This is a genomic window from Streptomyces sp. NBC_00385 (assembly GCF_035917155.1).
Lineage (GTDB): Bacteria > Actinomycetota > Actinomycetes > Streptomycetales > Streptomycetaceae > Streptomyces > Streptomyces poriferorum.
Genome location: NZ_CP107951.1, coordinates 1,974,673 through 1,989,337, shown reverse-complemented (window position 1 = coordinate 1,989,337; position 14,665 = coordinate 1,974,673). Strand labels below are relative to the sequence as shown.

General features: G+C 70.5%; 17 protein-coding genes. 16 read left to right on the top strand and 1 reads right to left on the bottom strand.

All coding sequences use genetic code 11. From position 1 onward, the window contains the following. The first annotated feature begins 131 nt into the window (after positions 1-131). Positions 132-2,048, top strand: coding sequence for an ATP-dependent zinc metalloprotease FtsH (gene ftsH / locus OG959_RS08595; RefSeq protein WP_326657624.1), 1,917 nt, complete (start codon positions 132-134; stop codon positions 2,046-2,048). Between the two features lie 59 nt (positions 2,049-2,107). Here ftsH and OG959_RS08590 read toward each other — a convergent pair whose 3' ends face one another. Further along, positions 2,108-2,962: an SAM-dependent methyltransferase gene (locus tag OG959_RS08590; protein WP_326657623.1), complete on the bottom strand. Its 855-nt coding sequence runs from the start codon at positions 2,960-2,962 to the stop codon at positions 2,108-2,110. Between the two features lie 594 nt (positions 2,963-3,556). Here OG959_RS08590 and OG959_RS08585 point away from each other — a divergent pair. From OG959_RS08585 to OG959_RS08515, 15 genes are all read left to right on the top strand, one after another. Continuing rightward, a complete protein-coding gene (locus tag OG959_RS08585; protein ID WP_073739095.1) occupies positions 3,557-4,150 on the top strand; it encodes a hypothetical protein in 594 nt (197 codons plus the stop codon). 158 nt (positions 4,151-4,308) lie between these two features. Continuing rightward, positions 4,309-4,752, top strand: coding sequence for a 30S ribosomal protein S16 (gene rpsP, locus OG959_RS08580; protein ID WP_148021156.1), 444 nt, complete (start codon positions 4,309-4,311; stop codon positions 4,750-4,752). Positions 4,753-4,754: 2 nt separating this feature from the next. Continuing rightward, entirely contained in the window at positions 4,755-4,994 is a 240-nt protein-coding gene (locus OG959_RS08575) for an RNA-binding protein (RefSeq protein WP_003980229.1), read from the top strand. Between the two features lie 79 nt (positions 4,995-5,073). Further along, positions 5,074-5,679 (top strand): ribosome maturation factor RimM, encoded by a 606-nt coding sequence (gene rimM, locus OG959_RS08570; protein WP_326657619.1) that lies wholly within the window; start codon positions 5,074-5,076, stop codon positions 5,677-5,679. Next, positions 5,679-6,500, top strand: a complete 822-nt coding sequence (trmD, locus tag OG959_RS08565; RefSeq protein ID WP_148021158.1) for a tRNA (guanosine(37)-N1)-methyltransferase TrmD — start codon at positions 5,679-5,681, stop codon at positions 6,498-6,500. The genes rimM and trmD overlap by 1 nt, the downstream gene beginning before the upstream one ends. Before the next feature lie 126 nt (positions 6,501-6,626). Then, positions 6,627-6,977 (top strand): 50S ribosomal protein L19, encoded by a 351-nt coding sequence (rplS, locus tag OG959_RS08560; protein WP_136329605.1) that lies wholly within the window; start codon positions 6,627-6,629, stop codon positions 6,975-6,977. A gap of 45 nt (positions 6,978-7,022) precedes the next feature. Beyond that, complete coding sequence (gene lepB, locus OG959_RS08555; RefSeq protein WP_326657618.1) at positions 7,023-7,793, top strand: signal peptidase I; 771 nt, start codon at positions 7,023-7,025, stop codon at positions 7,791-7,793. Then, on the top strand, positions 7,786-8,865 hold the full coding sequence (lepB, locus tag OG959_RS08550) for a signal peptidase I (protein WP_326657617.1): 1,080 nt from the start codon (positions 7,786-7,788) through the stop codon (positions 8,863-8,865). The genes lepB (OG959_RS08555) and lepB (OG959_RS08550) overlap by 8 nt, the downstream gene beginning before the upstream one ends. Continuing rightward, a complete protein-coding gene (gene lepB, locus OG959_RS08545) occupies positions 8,762-9,682 on the top strand; it encodes a signal peptidase I (RefSeq protein ID WP_326666282.1) in 921 nt (306 codons plus the stop codon). Before lepB (OG959_RS08550) ends, lepB (OG959_RS08545) begins: the two co-directional genes overlap by 104 nt. A gap of 266 nt (positions 9,683-9,948) precedes the next feature. Next, on the top strand, positions 9,949-10,863 hold the full coding sequence (gene lepB, locus OG959_RS08540) for a signal peptidase I (protein ID WP_326657616.1): 915 nt from the start codon (positions 9,949-9,951) through the stop codon (positions 10,861-10,863). 49 nt (positions 10,864-10,912) lie between these two features. Next, positions 10,913-11,662 (top strand): signal peptidase I, encoded by a 750-nt coding sequence (gene lepB, locus OG959_RS08535; RefSeq protein WP_326657615.1) that lies wholly within the window; start codon positions 10,913-10,915, stop codon positions 11,660-11,662. After that, positions 11,652-12,140 carry an NUDIX hydrolase gene (locus OG959_RS08530; RefSeq protein ID WP_326657614.1) on the top strand — a complete coding sequence of 163 codons (489 nt, stop codon included), beginning with the start codon at positions 11,652-11,654 and terminating at the stop codon, positions 12,138-12,140. The genes lepB (OG959_RS08535) and OG959_RS08530 overlap by 11 nt, the downstream gene beginning before the upstream one ends. A gap of 64 nt (positions 12,141-12,204) precedes the next feature. Further along, positions 12,205-12,513, top strand: a complete 309-nt coding sequence (locus tag OG959_RS08525) for a DUF2469 domain-containing protein (RefSeq protein ID WP_003965949.1) — start codon at positions 12,205-12,207, stop codon at positions 12,511-12,513. A gap of 84 nt (positions 12,514-12,597) precedes the next feature. Further along, a complete protein-coding gene (locus OG959_RS08520; protein ID WP_326657613.1) occupies positions 12,598-12,957 on the top strand; it encodes a YraN family protein in 360 nt (119 codons plus the stop codon). Next, the gene (locus tag OG959_RS08515) at positions 12,957-14,582 is read left to right on the top strand and encodes a YifB family Mg chelatase-like AAA ATPase (protein ID WP_326657612.1); all 1,626 of its coding nucleotides are present in this window, start codon (positions 12,957-12,959) and stop codon (positions 14,580-14,582) included. The genes OG959_RS08520 and OG959_RS08515 overlap by 1 nt, the downstream gene beginning before the upstream one ends. Positions 14,583-14,665: the final 83 nt, after the last annotated feature.

The following is a 14,665-nucleotide window of genomic DNA, read 5'->3' as shown; positions in this document are numbered from 1 at the left end:
ACGGCGGGCGCCCCCTCAGGCGTGTGGGCGGGGGCGGATCCCTCCATGGGCCCAGCGGGCCGGCGCTCCGAGGGCTTTGCCTGGACTTCTCCCTTAATGTCGGCTCAATGGCTGTCGGCAGAGGAGACCGCGTGACCAATCCCGTACCTCCCCGCGACCGCACCGACCAGCCCTGGCGCTCCGAGGGTGCGCCGAAGCCCCCGCCACCGGGCCGGAAGATGCCGGGAGGCTGGGGCGGTCTTCTGCTGACCGCGCTGGCCGTCTATCTGATCGCCAATCTGGTGCTCTCCTTCTTCAACGGCAGGGACGAGCCGACGATCGCGTACACGGAGTTCAGCAAGCAGGTCACCGCGGGCAACGTCTCCAAGATCTACTCCAAGGGTGACGCCATCCAGGGGCAGCTGAAGAAGGAGGCGAAGGTCCCGGGAAGCGACGACAAGTACACCAAGTTCGTCACCCAGCGGCCCGCCTTCGCCGATGACGACCTCTGGGCGGAGCTCGTCAAGGACGACGTCACGGTCACGGCGGAACCGGTCGTCAAGGAGCGCAGCTTCCTCGCCAACCTGCTGATCTCGCTGGCACCGATGCTGCTGCTCGTCCTGCTGTGGGTGTTCATCGCCCGCCGGATGTCGCGCGGCGGGCCGGGGGGCGGCATGGGCGGCTTCGGCCGCAAGGCCCCGCCGAAACCGGTGGAGCTGGAAGGGGACCGGCGTACGACGTTCAAGGACGTGGCGGGCATTGACGAGGTCGAGGGCGAGCTCAACGATGTCGTCGACTTCCTGAAGAATCCGGACGCCTACCGGAAGATGGGCGCCCGGATGCCCGGAGGAGTACTGCTCGCGGGTCCGCCCGGCACCGGGAAGACGCTGCTGGCGAGAGCGGTCGCGGGGGAGGCGGGGGTGCCCTTCTTCTCAGCCTCGGCCTCCGAGTTCATCGAGATGATCGTCGGGGTCGGCGCCGGCCGGGTCCGGGAACTGTTCGCCGAGGCGCGCAAGGTCGCTCCCGCCATCGTCTTCATCGACGAGATCGACACCATCGGACGGGTCCGCGGCGGCGGCTCGGGCATGGGCGGGCACGACGAGCGCGAGCAGACGCTCAACCAGATCCTCACGGAGATGGACGGCTTCTCCGGGTCGGAGGGCGTCGTGGTGCTCGCGGCGACCAACCGCGCCGACGTGCTCGACCCGGCGCTCACCCGGCCCGGCCGCTTCGACCGGATCGTCCAGGTCAGCCCGCCGGACAAGAACGGCCGGGAGGCGATCCTGGAGATCCACACTCGCCGGATCCCGATGGCCCCGGACGTGGACCTGGCCCAGGTGGCCCGTACGACTCCGGGAATGACCGGCGCGGACCTCGCGAACCTCGCCAACGAGGCCGCGCTGCTCGCCGTGAAGCGGGGGCGGCCCGAAGTGGACGGCGCCGACTTCTCGGACGCGCTGGAGAAGGTCCAGCTCGGGGCGGAGCGCTCGCTCGTCATGTCGGACGAGGAGCGCCGCAGGACGGCCTACCACGAGAGCGGGCACGCGCTGCTGGGCATGCTCCAGCCGGGTGCGGACCCGGTCCGCAAGGTGACCATCGTGCCGCGCGGGCGGGCGCTCGGCGTCACGCTCTCGACGCCGGACGCCGACAAGTACGCGTACACCGAGGAGTACCTTCGCGGCCGGATCATCGGCGCGCTGGGCGGCATGGCGGCCGAGCAGGTGGTCTTCGAGGTCATCACCACGGGCGCGGAAAGCGACCTGGAGCAGGTCACCCAGCTCGCCCGGGGCATGGTGGGCCGGTGGGGCATGAGCCACAAGGTGGGCCGCCTGACAGCGGTCCCGGGCGACGCCCAGCAGGCGTACGGCCTGTCGGCGGCGCCCGCGACACTGGACGCGGTGGACGGCGAGATGCGCCGCATCGTCGACGAGTGCTACGAGACGGCCTGCCGGATGCTGCGTGAGAACCGGGACCGGCTGGACTCGCTGTCCGCGGCGCTGCTGGCGAACGAGACGCTCGACGAAGCGGACGCCTACCGGGCGGCCGGGATCACTCGGCTGGCGAAGTAGCCCCTCAGGCGCCGGCCCGCACCCGGGCCGGCCGCCGTCCTGCGAGGTTCTGTGAGGTCCTAAGTGGTGCAGACGAGGTAGCGGAACACGTTCGGCATCCACACCGTGCCGTCCCGGCGCAGATGCGGATGCAGGGCCTCCGCGACCTCCTTCTCCACCTGGGACCGGTCCGTCGCCCGTACCGCGGCGTCGAAGAGCCGTGTCGACAGCAGGCCCCGTACCGCGCTGTCCACGTCCGCGTAGCCGAACGGGCACGCCACCCGCCCCGAGCCGTCCGGATTCAGCCCGGCCCGGAACGCCACGTTCTCCAGGTCGTCCCGCCGCGCACCACGCCCGCCGGCGGCACGCGCCGCGCCCGGGCCCTCCGCGAGCCGGGTCGCCACCCGCAGCACGGCATCGGTGGCGCACCGCTCGGGCGGCCCCCAGCCGGTCAGGACGACCGTGCTGCGCCGGCCCGCCGCGGGTACCGCGGCGCCGAGGGTCCGCACCAGCTCCTCCCCATCATCGGGGGAGCAGCCGATCGGGGTGAAGGCGGTGATCAGGTTGTAGGGCTCATGGCCGGGCGCCGGGGCCGGAACGGACTCCAGGAGCTGCGGTCCGGCGGACCCGGACCCGCTCTCCTCCTCCGGACCGGGCAGCAGCCGGATCCGGGCGAGTGACAGACGGTCGAGGTCGGGATCGACGCCGGTGACCCGGGCTCCGTGGCCGGCCGCGATCAGCAGCGCGAGCCCCGATCCGCAACCGAGCGAGAGCATGCGCGTGGCGGGCCCGACTTCGAGCCGCGTGTACACCGCCTCGTAGAGCGGCGCGAGCATCCGCTCCTGGATCTCGGCCCAGTCGCGGGCACGGGAACCGGTGTCCACGGACGCGGACGGCTCCGCCTGCGTGTGGTGCCGGACGAGCGTTGGTGTCATGGAATGCGCCCCAATCCGCCGAGATGCCGGTCATACCGGTCGGCCGTACCGATCGGTCGAGCCTGAATGGACGATCTCCCCGTGGTCGTACGTCCGCGCTTCCCCCGTATGCCAGAGAACTGCGCATCCGCCGCCGCGTCCAGGGGTCTACGGGCAATGGTTGCCCGCGGTGGCGGCGCGCGATGCGCCCGGAGCCGGGGCGCCCGTGGACAGGGGCGCCCGGCGTCTCCGCTTTCCCGTGCTGCGGTCCAGTCTCACCCGGCGCGCGGGGGCGGGCACGTCGAGCGCTCCGGCCCGGGCCCGGCGGCGCCTGCGGGGCTGCTCGGGGGAGGGGTGCGGGGCGGACGGTGTGCCGCGGGTACTGTCGGTGTCAGGGCCCGGCGCCCGTGCCGCCGGCGGGCGGGCGTACGCGCCGTCTACGCGCCGGGGCGTACCCGGCGCTACGTACCACCTTGGTGTGAGCTGTGCGTCTTCTCCGCAGATCAGCGCACCCGCCCTCGTCAGGACGCATGAACGGCAACTGACTGGTACGTGCAAAATATTTGGGATGGCCCGGAATCGGAACACCGGGGCACTCGCGCTCGTTGTCACGACGTGAGCACGACACCACCTGTACTTGCCGCAGAGCTGGCACAGGCGTGGGCCGACATTCAGCGGTACCACCCCGAGCTGCCCGATCTTGCCGCGCCCGAGTCCCTGATCGGAGAGTCCTCGTCCGCCTGTGGCGCCGAGCTCTCCTTCGAGCGACTGCTCCATGAGGCAGTCCACGGCATTGCCGCCGCCCGAGGTGTCCGTGACACCTCGCGCGCCGGCCGATACCACAACCGTCGATTCCTCGCGATCGCCGAGGAGCTGGGCCTCGATCACGCCGAGGAACCCCACCCCAGCAGTGGCTTCTCACTGGTCACGCTCAATCCCGAAGCCAAGCGCCGGTACCGGCCGACGATGGAACGGCTGCAGCGCGCCCTCAAGGCGCACACCGTGGCCACCGCCGCCGACACCAAGCGCTCCTTCCGCGGGCCCGCGGCCCGGCACGGCTCCTCCGGAGGAGGCGTCCGGGTCAAGGCCGTCTGCGACTGCGGTCGCAACGTGCGCGTCGTCCCGTCGGTCCTCGCGCAGGCCCCGATCGTCTGCGGCGGCTGCGGAAAGCCGTTCCGGATCCCGGAGGCAGTGGTCGCGGTGGGGTGAGGCGACGGGGTGTGGCACAATGGCTAGCTGTACTCGACAGTCGCATAGGACCCCTCTCTCCTCCGGCTGACGCGTCCATCGGGCACTCCGAGTACCGCAACCCCACGTGGCATCTTCGTTGTGCCCAACCACGTCATAGACCAGGAGACACCACTTCCGTGGCAGTCAAGATCAAGCTGAAGCGTCTGGGCAAGATCCGTTCGCCTCACTACCGCATCGTCGTCGCCGACTCCCGTACCCGCCGTGACGGCCGGGCCATCGAGGAGATCGGCCTGTACCACCCGGTACAGAACCCCTCGCGCATCGAGGTCAACGCAGAGCGTGCGCAGTACTGGCTCTCCGTCGGCGCCCAGCCGACCGAGCCGGTTCTCGCCATCCTGAAGCTCACCGGTGACTGGCAGGCGCACAAGGGCCTCCCGGCCCCCGCGCCGCTGCTGCAGCCGGAGCCCAAGGCTGACAAGCGCGCTCTGTTCGAGGCCCTCACCAAGGACGCCGGCGAGGAGTCCAAGGGCGAGGCCATCACGCAGAAGGCGAAGAAGGCCGACAAGAAGGCGGACGAGGCTGCTGACGCTGCCGCGCCCGCCGAGTCGACCGAGGCCTGAGCATGCTCGAGGAGGCTCTCGAGCACCTCGTGAAAGGCATCGTCGACAACCCCGACGACGTGCAGGTCGCCTCGCGCACCCTGCGTCGTGGTCGTGTGCTCGAGGTTCGGGTCCATCCCGATGACCTCGGAAAGGTGATCGGCCGCAACGGCCGCACCGCACGCGCGCTGCGTACCGTCGTGGGCGCCATCGGCGGCCGTGGTATCCGCGTCGACCTCGTCGACGTGGACCAGGTTCGCTGACAGAGTTGAACACCGGCACGGGCCGGGGAGGGCCATGCGCCCACCCCGGCCCGTCGTCGTACGACAGGAGAGACACAAGGTGCAGTTGGTAGTCGCGCGGATCGGTCGCGCCCACGGCATCAAGGGCGAGGTCACCGTCGAGGTGCGCACGGACGAGCCGGAGCTCCGGCTCGGTCCCGGCGCCGTACTGGCCACCGAGCCGGCCTCCACGGGGCCGCTGACGATCGAGACCGGCCGGGTGCACAGCGGCAGGCTGCTGCTGCGTTTCGAGGGCGTACGGGACCGTACGGCCGCCGAGGCGCTGCGCAACACGCTGCTGATCGCCGAGGTCGACCCGGCTGAGCTTCCGGAGGACCCCGAGGAGTTCTACGACCATCAGCTGATGGACCTCGACGTCGTCCTCGCCGACGGCACCGAGATCGGCCGGATCACCGAGATCACGCACCTGCCGTCCCAGGACCTCTTCATCGTGGAGCGTCCCGACGGCACCGAGGTCATGATCCCGTTCGTCGAGGAGATCGTCGCCGAGATCGACCTGGAGGAGCAGCGTGCGGTGATCACGCCGCCGCCCGGGCTGATCGACGAGAGCCAGGCGATCGTGGTGTCGACGCGCGACGAGGAAGCGGACTCCGTCGAGGACGGGTCCTCGCAGGCCGGTTCCGGCGAAGCCGGGAAAGACGCCTGATGCGCCTCGACGTCGTCACGATCTTCCCCGAGTACCTGGAACCGCTGAACGTCTCGCTCGTCGGCAAGGCCCGCGCCCGCGGGCGCCTCGACGTGCAGGTGCACGATCTGCGGGAGTGGACGTACGACCGCCACAACACGGTCGACGACACCCCCTACGGCGGCGGCCCCGGCATGGTCATGAAGACCGAGCCCTGGGGTGACGCGCTGGACGAGGCACTGGCGGACGGGTACGAGTCCGGGGCGCACTCCCCGGTGCTCGTGGTCCCCACGCCGAGCGGCCGGCCGTTCACCCAGGAGCTCGCCGTCGAGCTGTCCGAGCGGCCCTGGCTGATCTTCACCCCGGCGCGCTACGAGGGTATCGACCGGCGGGTGACGGAGGAGTACGCCACCCGGATGCCGGTCGTCGAGGTGTCCATCGGCGACTACGTGCTGGCCGGCGGCGAGGCCGCGGTGCTGGTCATCACGGAGGCGGTGGCCCGGCTGCTGCCCGGCGTCCTCGGCAACGCCGAGTCGCACCGGGACGACTCCTTCGCTCCGGGCGCGATGGCCAACCTGCTGGAGGGCCCCGTCTACACCAAGCCGCCCGAGTGGCGCGGCCGGGGCATCCCGGACGTGCTGCTCAGCGGTCACCACGGGCGGATCGCGCGCTGGCGCCGGGACGAGGCCTTCCGCCGTACCGCGCTCAACCGGCCCGATCTGATCGAGCGTTGCGAGGCGAGCGCCTTCGACAAGAAGGACCGCGAGATGCTCTCCATCCTCGGCTGGTCACCGGAGCCGGGCGGCCGATTTTGGCGCAGGCCCCAGGCCGTGGAAGAATAGGCCGCTGCTGTACGTCCGCGTGCGCCCCTGCCACAGGGGGAAAGACGCCCGTCCGACGCGATCAGCACCCCGAACTCACCACTCTCCCGTCGATGACCTGTGGCATCGGCGAAGAAAGCAGACACCATGGCTTCCCTGCTCGATGACGTCAACGCCGCTTCGCTGCGTACCGACGTCCCCGCGTTCCGCCCCGGCGACACCGTCAACGTCCACGTCCGCGTGATCGAGGGCAACCGCTCCCGTATCCAGCAGTTCAAGGGCATTGTCATCCGCCGCCAGGGCGCGGGCATCAGCGAGACCTTCACGGTCCGCAAGGTCTCCTTCCAGGTCGGCGTCGAGCGCACCTTCCCGGTGCACAGCCCGATCTTCGAGAAGATCGAGCTCATCACCCGCGGTGACGTGCGTCGCGCCAAGCTGTACTTCCTCCGTGAGCTGCGCGGCAAGGCCGCGAAGATCAAGGAGAAGCGCGACCGCTGAGCTGACTGCCTGGTCCACAGGACGGCCGGATAAGCTCTGGCCCCGATGGACACGGAAGCAGAGCACCTGGAGCGCGACCGCTCCTCCGCACCCACTACGGGATCGGAGGAGGGGTCGCGCTTCTCGCGTATCACGAACCGTTGCGCCGCCACGGTGTCGTGGCGGCGCACCCTCGCGCTCGGGGCCGTCTGTTCGGTCGGCGTGCTGCTCTTCAGCACCTTCGTGGTGCAGCCCTTCCTGATCCCCAGTGGCTCGATGGAGTCCACTTTGCAGATCGGGGACCGGGTGCTCGTCAACAAACTGGCGTACCGTTTCGGCTCCGTACCCCAGCGCGGCGACGTGGTGGTCTTTGACGGCACTGGATCCTTCGTCCAGGAGACGCCGCCGGAGAACCCTGTGACCGGGCTGCTGCACGGCGCGGCGGCTTCCCTGGGGCTCGCGGAGCCCGCCGAGACCGACTTCGTGAAACGGGTGGTGGGCGTGGGGGGTGACCGGGTGGTCTGCTGCGACAAACGCGGGCGGGTCGAGGTGAACGGCCGGCCGGTGAACGAGGACTACCTGTTCGCGGGGGACGCGCCGTCCCGGGCGCCCTTCGACATCGTCGTGCCCGACGGCACGCTCTGGATGATGGGCGACCACCGGAGCAACTCCCGCGACTCCCGCGACCACCTGGGCGAACCGGGCGGCGGCATGGTGCCCGTCGACAAGGTGATCGGCAGGGCCGACTGGCTCGGCTGGCCGCTGGGCCGGCTGGGGGCCGTTCCCGACACCGCGGCGTTCGACGGCATACCCGCTCCCGGTCCGGCGCATGGGTAACCGCGGGCGGAGGCACGGCGCCGCGGATCCGGAGATCCCGCTGCCCACCGGCACCCGGCCGACAGCCGCGCGCTCGCTGCCCACCCGCGCGGAGCGGCGCAAGCTGGCCCGCAAGGTGAAGCGGAAGCGGCGCAGGTCGGCGGTGAAGGAGATACCCCTCCTCATTACCGTGGCCCTGCTGATCGCCCTGGTCCTCAAGACGTTTCTGGTGCAGGCCTTCGTGATTCCGTCGGGGTCGATGGAACAGACCATCCGGATCGGTGACAGGGTCCTCGTGGACAAGCTGACGCCCTGGTTCGGGTCGAAGCCGGAGCGCGGCGACGTCGTCGTGTTCAAAAACCCCTCCGACTGGCCGCCGCCGAACCCGGTGGGGGAGTCCAAGGAGTCCCCGGTCGTCATCAAGCAGGTGAAGGAGGTGCTGACCTTCATCGGTCTGCTGCCGTCCGACGACGAGCAGGACCTGATCAAGCGGGTGGTCGCCGTGGGTGGCGACACGGTGAAGTGCTGCGAGCAGGACGGCAGGCTCATCGTGAACGGGGTGGCGGTCGACGAGCCCTACATCTACCCCGGAGATTCGCCCTCCACGATCAAATTCGAGGTAAAGGTTCCAGCCGGGAGAATCTTCGTGATGGGGGACCATCGCTCCAATTCCGCCGATTCGCGTTTCCACTTGGACAAGACGGGTCACGGCACGGTTTCCGAGGATGCCGTGGTGGGGCGTGCCGTGGTGATCGCCTGGCCCCTGGGGCACTGGCGCCAGCTGGAGGAACGTTCGGCGTTCTCCTCGGTTCCGGACGCGCGCGCCGGGACGGCTGCTGCCACCCGGCCGTCGAATAGTGTGTCCCCGGATCCCAACGGATTGATCCGGCTCCCGACCCCTGCGGAACTCCCGCTCGTTATGGGAGTGGTGGGCCTGCACCGGCTAGGGCGCAGGCGGCGGCACGGAATAAGGAGTGGATGTGGGGGATTTGGCGGTCGGCGCGCGATCCGGACACGACGAGCCCGAGGACCGGCCGGGCAATCCGGAGAACGCCGAGTCCGCCGGGACGACGGCGGACCCGGCGGAGAGTGACGGCAGCTCCCCGGGCAGCGGCAGCACGGCGCAGAAGAAGCCCCGCTCCTTCTGGAAGGAACTGCCCCTTCTCATCGGCATCGCGCTCATCCTCGCGCTGCTGATCAAGACTTTCCTGGTGCAGGCGTTCTCGATCCCGTCGGACTCGATGCAGAACACGCTGCAGCGGGGCGACCGGGTGCTGGTGGACAAGCTGACGCCGTGGTTCGGCTCGGAGCCGGAGCGCGGTGAAGTGGTCGTCTTCCACGACCCGGGCGGCTGGCTGGAGGACACCGCCGCACCCGACCCGAACGTGGTGCAGAAGTTCCTCAGCTTCATCGGCCTGATGCCGTCGGCCGAGGAGAAGGACCTGATCAAGCGCGTCATCGCGGTCGGCGGTGACACGGTGGAGTGCAAGAAGAACGGGCCTGTCACGGTCAACGGCAAGGCGCTGGACGACAAGTCGTTCATCTTCGAGGGCAACACTCCCTGCAACGACGAGCCGTTCGGACCGATCAAGATCCCCAAGGACCGCATCTGGGTCATGGGCGACCACCGCCAGAACTCCCTCGACTCGCGTTACCACCAGGAGCTGCCGGGCGGCGGCACCGTCTCCACCGACGAGGTGGTCGGCCGGGCCGTCGTCATCGCGTGGCCGGTGAACCGCTGGGCGACTCTGCCCATCCCGAAGACCTTCGACCAGCCGGGTCTGAACGCCGCGATGTCCGTGGCGCCCGGTGCGATCGGCATCGCCGGAGCTGTGCCGTTCGTGTTCTGGCGGCGTCGACGGGCCGATGCGCGATTCCGGGCGGCAGAGGTGCACGGCAGCTCGTCGTGACCGGCTGACTCGTGTCGGTTCACCGCACAGGCGAGCTGAGACACCCCGCTGGGATGTGGCACGGACGGACCGCCCTCCGGTTACTCGATGAGCAACCGGAGGCGGTCCTTTTCGTGGGCGGCCCGGGGCTCCCCCGAAGCGGTCGGCGGGACGGCCGGGTGACGACGTGGCTGCGGAACTCCCGTTCGTTGTCCGAAGCAGTGGGCCTGTACGAACAGGTCCTGGAGCAGGCGAAGGCCGCAGAGTGAGGTAGGAACGTGACGGACATGGCTGCCGGTGCACGACCTGGACATGAAGAGCCCGCGGAGTCGTCTGACGGGCCCGGTCAGCCCGCCGATACCGTCGCCGGCACGCTGGACGGGCCACTGGGACCGGACGCTCCCGCGGACACGACCGCGACGGACGGCGGTGGCGGGAAGACGCGGAAGCAGCGGCCCTTCTGGAAGGAGCTGCCGCTGTTGATCGTCGTCGCGCTGGTTCTCGCTTTGCTGATCAAGACCTTCCTGGTGCAGGCGTTCTCGATTCCGTCGGACTCGATGCAGGACACCTTGCAGCGGGGCGACCGGGTGCTGGTGGACAAGCTGACGCCGTGGTTCGGCTCGGAGCCCGAGCGCGGCGAGGTGGTCGTCTTCCACGACCCGGCCGCTTGGCTGGCCGGGGAGCCCACACCCGAGTCGAACGTGGTGCAGGACTTCCTGAGCTTCATCGGCCTGATGCCGTCGGCCGAGGAGAAGGACCTGATCAAGCGGACGATCGCGGTGGGCGGCGACACCGTGGAGTGCGCGAAGGGCGGCCCGGTCGAGGTCAACGGGAAGGCACTCGACGAGCCGTACATCTTCCCGGGGAATTCGGCGTGCGACGACAAGCCGTTCGGTCCGTTCACCGTGCCCGAGGGAAAGATCTGGGTCATGGGCGACCACCGGCAGGACTCCTCGGACTCGCGCTATCACACCGATGACGTGACCAAGGGCTTCGTCCCCGTCGACGACGTGGTGGGGCGGGCCGTGGTGGTGGCGTGGCCGGTCGACCGCTGGGCGATGCTGTCGGTACCGGACACCTTCGACCAGTCGGGGATCGGCGCGGCGGCGGGCCTGGCCCCCGGGGCGCTCGGCCTCGCGGGTGCGCTGCCTCTCGTACTGTGGCGCCCCAGGAGGCTGACCGGCGGGCGTACCGCCGGGTAGGGTGCCGACTCGGATCAGCGATTGTCGATCTCCGATGGGGGACGCTGCGATGAGTGCAACAGGACGTACAGGAGACGGCCGCGGCCGGCTCGGCAGCAAACTGTCGGGGCTGGCCGTGGCCGTCGGCTGTGTGCTCTTCCTCGGCGGCTTCGCCTGGGCGGCCGTGGTGTACCGGCCGTACACGGTGCCGACCGAGTCGATGACCCCGACGGTGAACGCCGGCGACCGGGTCCTCGCACAGCGGGTGGACGGCGGCGAGGTGCGCCGGGGCGACGTGGTGGTGTTCACCGACGAGGCGTGGGGTGCCATGCCGATGGTGAAGCGGGTCGTCGGCATCGGCGGCGACAAGATCGCCTGCTGTGAGAAGGACGGCCGGCTCACGGTCAACGGCATACCCGTCGCGGAACCGTATCTTCAGGCCGGTGAACCCGCCTCGGGAAACGACTTCACGGCCGAGGTGCCGAAGGGCAAGCTCTTCCTCCTGGGTGACGACCGCAGGTCCTCGCTGGATTCCCGGGTCCACCTCCAGGAGGGCGACCACGGTGCGGTGCCGCGCAGCGCCGTACAGGCCCGGGTGGACGCCGTCGCCTGGCCGCTGGGCGGCATGATCGGGCGGCCGCAGGCCTTTGCCGCGCTGCCAGGCGGAGTGTCCACCCAGGGGCCCCTGAAGCTTCAGCTCGGGGCCATGGCCGGGGGCGTGGTGCTCATCCTCGGCGGTGCCGTGTACGGGCCGGTCGCGGCGCGGTCCGCCCGGTCGAAGCGGAACAAGCGGGAGACGGTGACCGCAGGTGCCCGCTGAGGCGCGCAAGGTCGCCCGTCTGGTGCTCCTTGATCCGGAGGACCGCGTTCTGCTGATGCACGGGTTCGAACCGGAGGATCCGGAGAGTACGTGGTGGTTCACCCCGGGCGGCGGCCTCGAAGGCGACGAGACCCGCGAGCAGGCCGCCCTGCGCGAACTGGCCGAGGAAACCGGGATCACCGACGTCGAGCTGGGCCCGCTGCTCTGGCAGCGGATGTGCTCCTTCCCGTTCGACGGACGGCGCTGGGAGCAGGACGAGTGGTATTTCCTGGCCCGCACGACACAGACCGCGACGGACACCAGCGGGCAGACCGGGCTGGAACGCCGCAGTGTCGCGGGTCTGAGGTGGTGGACCTCCGCCGAACTGTCGGCGGCGCGTGAGACGGTGTACCCGACCAGACTCGCCGAGCTGCTGCGCACGCTGCTCGACGAGGGTCCTCCGCGTACGCCGCTGGTTCTCGCCCCCGAAATCGCCTGAGCGACCGGGGGCGCCGGGCCCTGGCGCACAATGGGGGAACGCACGGCTGAAGGGGAACATGCCAATGAGCGCCGAGGACCTCGAGAAGTACGAGACCGAGATGGAGCTGAAGCTCTACCGGGAGTACCGCGATGTCGTCGGTCTGTTCAAATATGTGATCGAGACCGAACGGCGCTTCTACCTCACCAACGACTACGAGATGCAGGTGCACTCGGTCCAGGGCGAGGTGTTCTTCGAGGTGTCCATGGCGGACGCCTGGGTCTGGGACATGTACCGGCCCGCACGTTTCGTCAAGCAGGTACGGGTCCTGACGTTCAAGGACGTCAACATCGAGGAGCTCAACAAGAGCGATCTCGAGCTTCCGGGTGGCTGAGTTCTCCACAACGGCCGAGTTGTCCACCAAGATCCAATAGTTGGGGGCGGACGCGTCAGAGTCGGTGCCGGAGGTGGTGCCGATATGAACGCACGGGGGGCACTCGGGCGGTACGGCGAGGATGTGGCGGCACGGCTGCTGACCGATGCCGGCATGTCCGTACTGGAACGGAACTGGCGCTGTCGCGCCGGTGAGATCGACATCGTCGCGAAGGACGGTGACGCGCTCGTCATCTGCGAGGTGAAGACCCGCAGGGTGGGAGCCTTCGAGCACCCGATGGCCGCGGTCACACCGGTCAAGGCGGAACGCCTGCGGCGGCTGGCCGGGATCTGGCTGGCCCGGCGCGGCGGCCCGCCGCCCGGCGGGGTGCGGATCGACCTGGTCGGTGTGGTGCTGCCCAGGCGCGGTGCGCCCCTGGCCGAGCATGCGCGGGGGGTGGCCTGATGGCGTTCGCGCGAGCCTGCTCGGTCGCCCTCGTCGGTGTCGAGGGCGTGGTGGTGGAGGTCCAGGCGGACCTGGAGGCGGGGGTCGCCGCGTTCACCCTGGTGGGGCTGCCGGACAAGAGCCTGGTGGAGAGCCGGGACCGGGTCAGGGCGGCCGTGGTCAATTCCGGGGCGGAGTGGCCGCAGAAGAAGCTCACGGTGGGACTCTCGCCGGCCTCGGTACCCAAGGGAGGTTCGGGGTTCGATCTCGCAGTCGCGTGCGCGGTGCTCGGGGCCGCCGAGCGGATCGATCCCGCGTCGATCGCGGACGTGGTGATGATCGGGGAGCTGGGGCTGGACGGCAGGGTGCGGCCGGTGCGCGGGGTGCTTCCCGCGGTCCTGGCCGCGGCGGAGGCCGGGTACCGGCACGTGGTCGTGCCCGAGCAGACCGCGGGCGAGGCCGCCCTGGTCCCCGGGGTCTCGGTGCTCGGTGTCCGGAGCCTGCGGCAGCTGATCGCCGTGCTCTGCGACGAGGAGGTGCCCGAGGAGACGGCGGCCCACGACGAGGGCCGGCCCGACACGATGCTGGCCGGTCTGATGGTGCCGGGTGCCGGTATGGGAACGGGGATCGCCCGGGGCTCGGCGCAGGGCGAGGGCAGCCGGCCGGATCTGGCGGACGTCGCGGGTCAGGAGCGGCCGCGGATGGCCCTGGAGGTCGCCGCGGCGGGCGGACACCACCTCCTGCTGAAAGGACCGCCAGGCGCGGGCAAGACCATGCTGGCCGAGCGGCTGCCGGCCATCCTGCCGCCGCTGACCAGGCAGGAATCCCTGGAGGTGACCGCGGTGCATTCGGTGGCCGGCATCCTGCCGCCGGGCGAACCGCTCGTCTCCCGCCCGCCCTACTGCGCCCCGCACCACTCGGCGACCATGCAGTCGCTGGTCGGCGGGGGTAACGGGCTGCCGCGGCCCGGCGCGGTCTCGCTGGCGCATCGCGGGATTCTCTTTCTTGACGAGGCGCCGGAGTTCTCGGTGAAGGCACTGGACGCGCTGCGCCAGCCGCTGGAGTCGGGGCATGTGGTGGTCGCCCGCAGCGCCGGTGTGGTGCGGCTGCCGGCCCGGTTCCTGATGATGCTCGCAGCGAACCCCTGCCCGTGCGGGCGGCACACCCTGAGCGGGGCCGGGTGCGAATGCCCGCCCTCGGCGGTCCGCCGGTACCAGGCCAGGCTTTCCGGTCCGCTGCTCGACCGGGTGGACCTGCGGGTGACCGTCGACCCCGTCAGGCGCGAGGACCTGATGGGCCGCGGCGGCCGGGGCGAGTCGACGGAGACGGTCGCCGCCCGGGTGCTCAGGGCCCGGGCGCGGGCCGCGGAACGGCTGGCCGGGACCCCGTGGACCACGAACAGTGAGGTGCCGGGGCATGAGCTGCGGACCCGGCTGGCCGCGGCACCGGGCGCGCTGATGGCGGCCGAGCGGGACATGGAGCGGGGCATGCTCACGGCGCGCGGTCTCGACCGGGTGCTGCGGGTGGCCTGGACCGTCGCGGATCTGCGCGGAGCCGACCGCCCGGACGCCTCGGACATCGGGGTGGCCCTGGAGCTGCGTACCGGGATTCCGCGCGGGGCCCCGATGGGTGCGGGGGCGTCATGACCGGACAGGGGACAGCGGGCTGCCCGGACGCCGCAGGGGGAGCGGGCCGGTCGGGCGAGCCGCGGGGGCGGGCGGCCGATGAC

Excerpts from the sequence above, each read along its gene's own strand:
- OG959_RS08590 (WP_326657623.1), bottom strand. The coding sequence starts at position 2,962 with ATGACACCAACGCTCGTCCGGCACCACACGCAGGCGGAGCCGTCCGCG.
- OG959_RS08575 (WP_003980229.1), top strand. The coding sequence starts at position 4,755 with ATGCTCGAGGAGGCTCTCGAGCACCTCGTGAAAGGCATCGTCGACAAC.
- trmD (WP_148021158.1), top strand. The coding sequence starts at position 5,679 with ATGCGCCTCGACGTCGTCACGATCTTCCCCGAGTACCTGGAACCGCTG.
- rplS (WP_136329605.1), top strand. The coding sequence starts at position 6,627 with ATGGCTTCCCTGCTCGATGACGTCAACGCCGCTTCGCTGCGTACCGAC.
- lepB (WP_326657618.1), top strand. The coding sequence starts at position 7,023 with ATGGACACGGAAGCAGAGCACCTGGAGCGCGACCGCTCCTCCGCACCC.
- lepB (WP_326657617.1), top strand. The coding sequence starts at position 7,786 with ATGGGTAACCGCGGGCGGAGGCACGGCGCCGCGGATCCGGAGATCCCG.
- lepB (WP_326657616.1), top strand. The coding sequence starts at position 9,949 with ATGGCTGCCGGTGCACGACCTGGACATGAAGAGCCCGCGGAGTCGTCT.
- lepB (WP_326657615.1), top strand. The coding sequence starts at position 10,913 with ATGAGTGCAACAGGACGTACAGGAGACGGCCGCGGCCGGCTCGGCAGC.
- OG959_RS08525 (WP_003965949.1), top strand. The coding sequence starts at position 12,205 with ATGAGCGCCGAGGACCTCGAGAAGTACGAGACCGAGATGGAGCTGAAG.
- OG959_RS08520 (WP_326657613.1), top strand. The coding sequence starts at position 12,598 with ATGAACGCACGGGGGGCACTCGGGCGGTACGGCGAGGATGTGGCGGCA.
- OG959_RS08515 (WP_326657612.1), top strand. The coding sequence starts at position 12,957 with ATGGCGTTCGCGCGAGCCTGCTCGGTCGCCCTCGTCGGTGTCGAGGGC.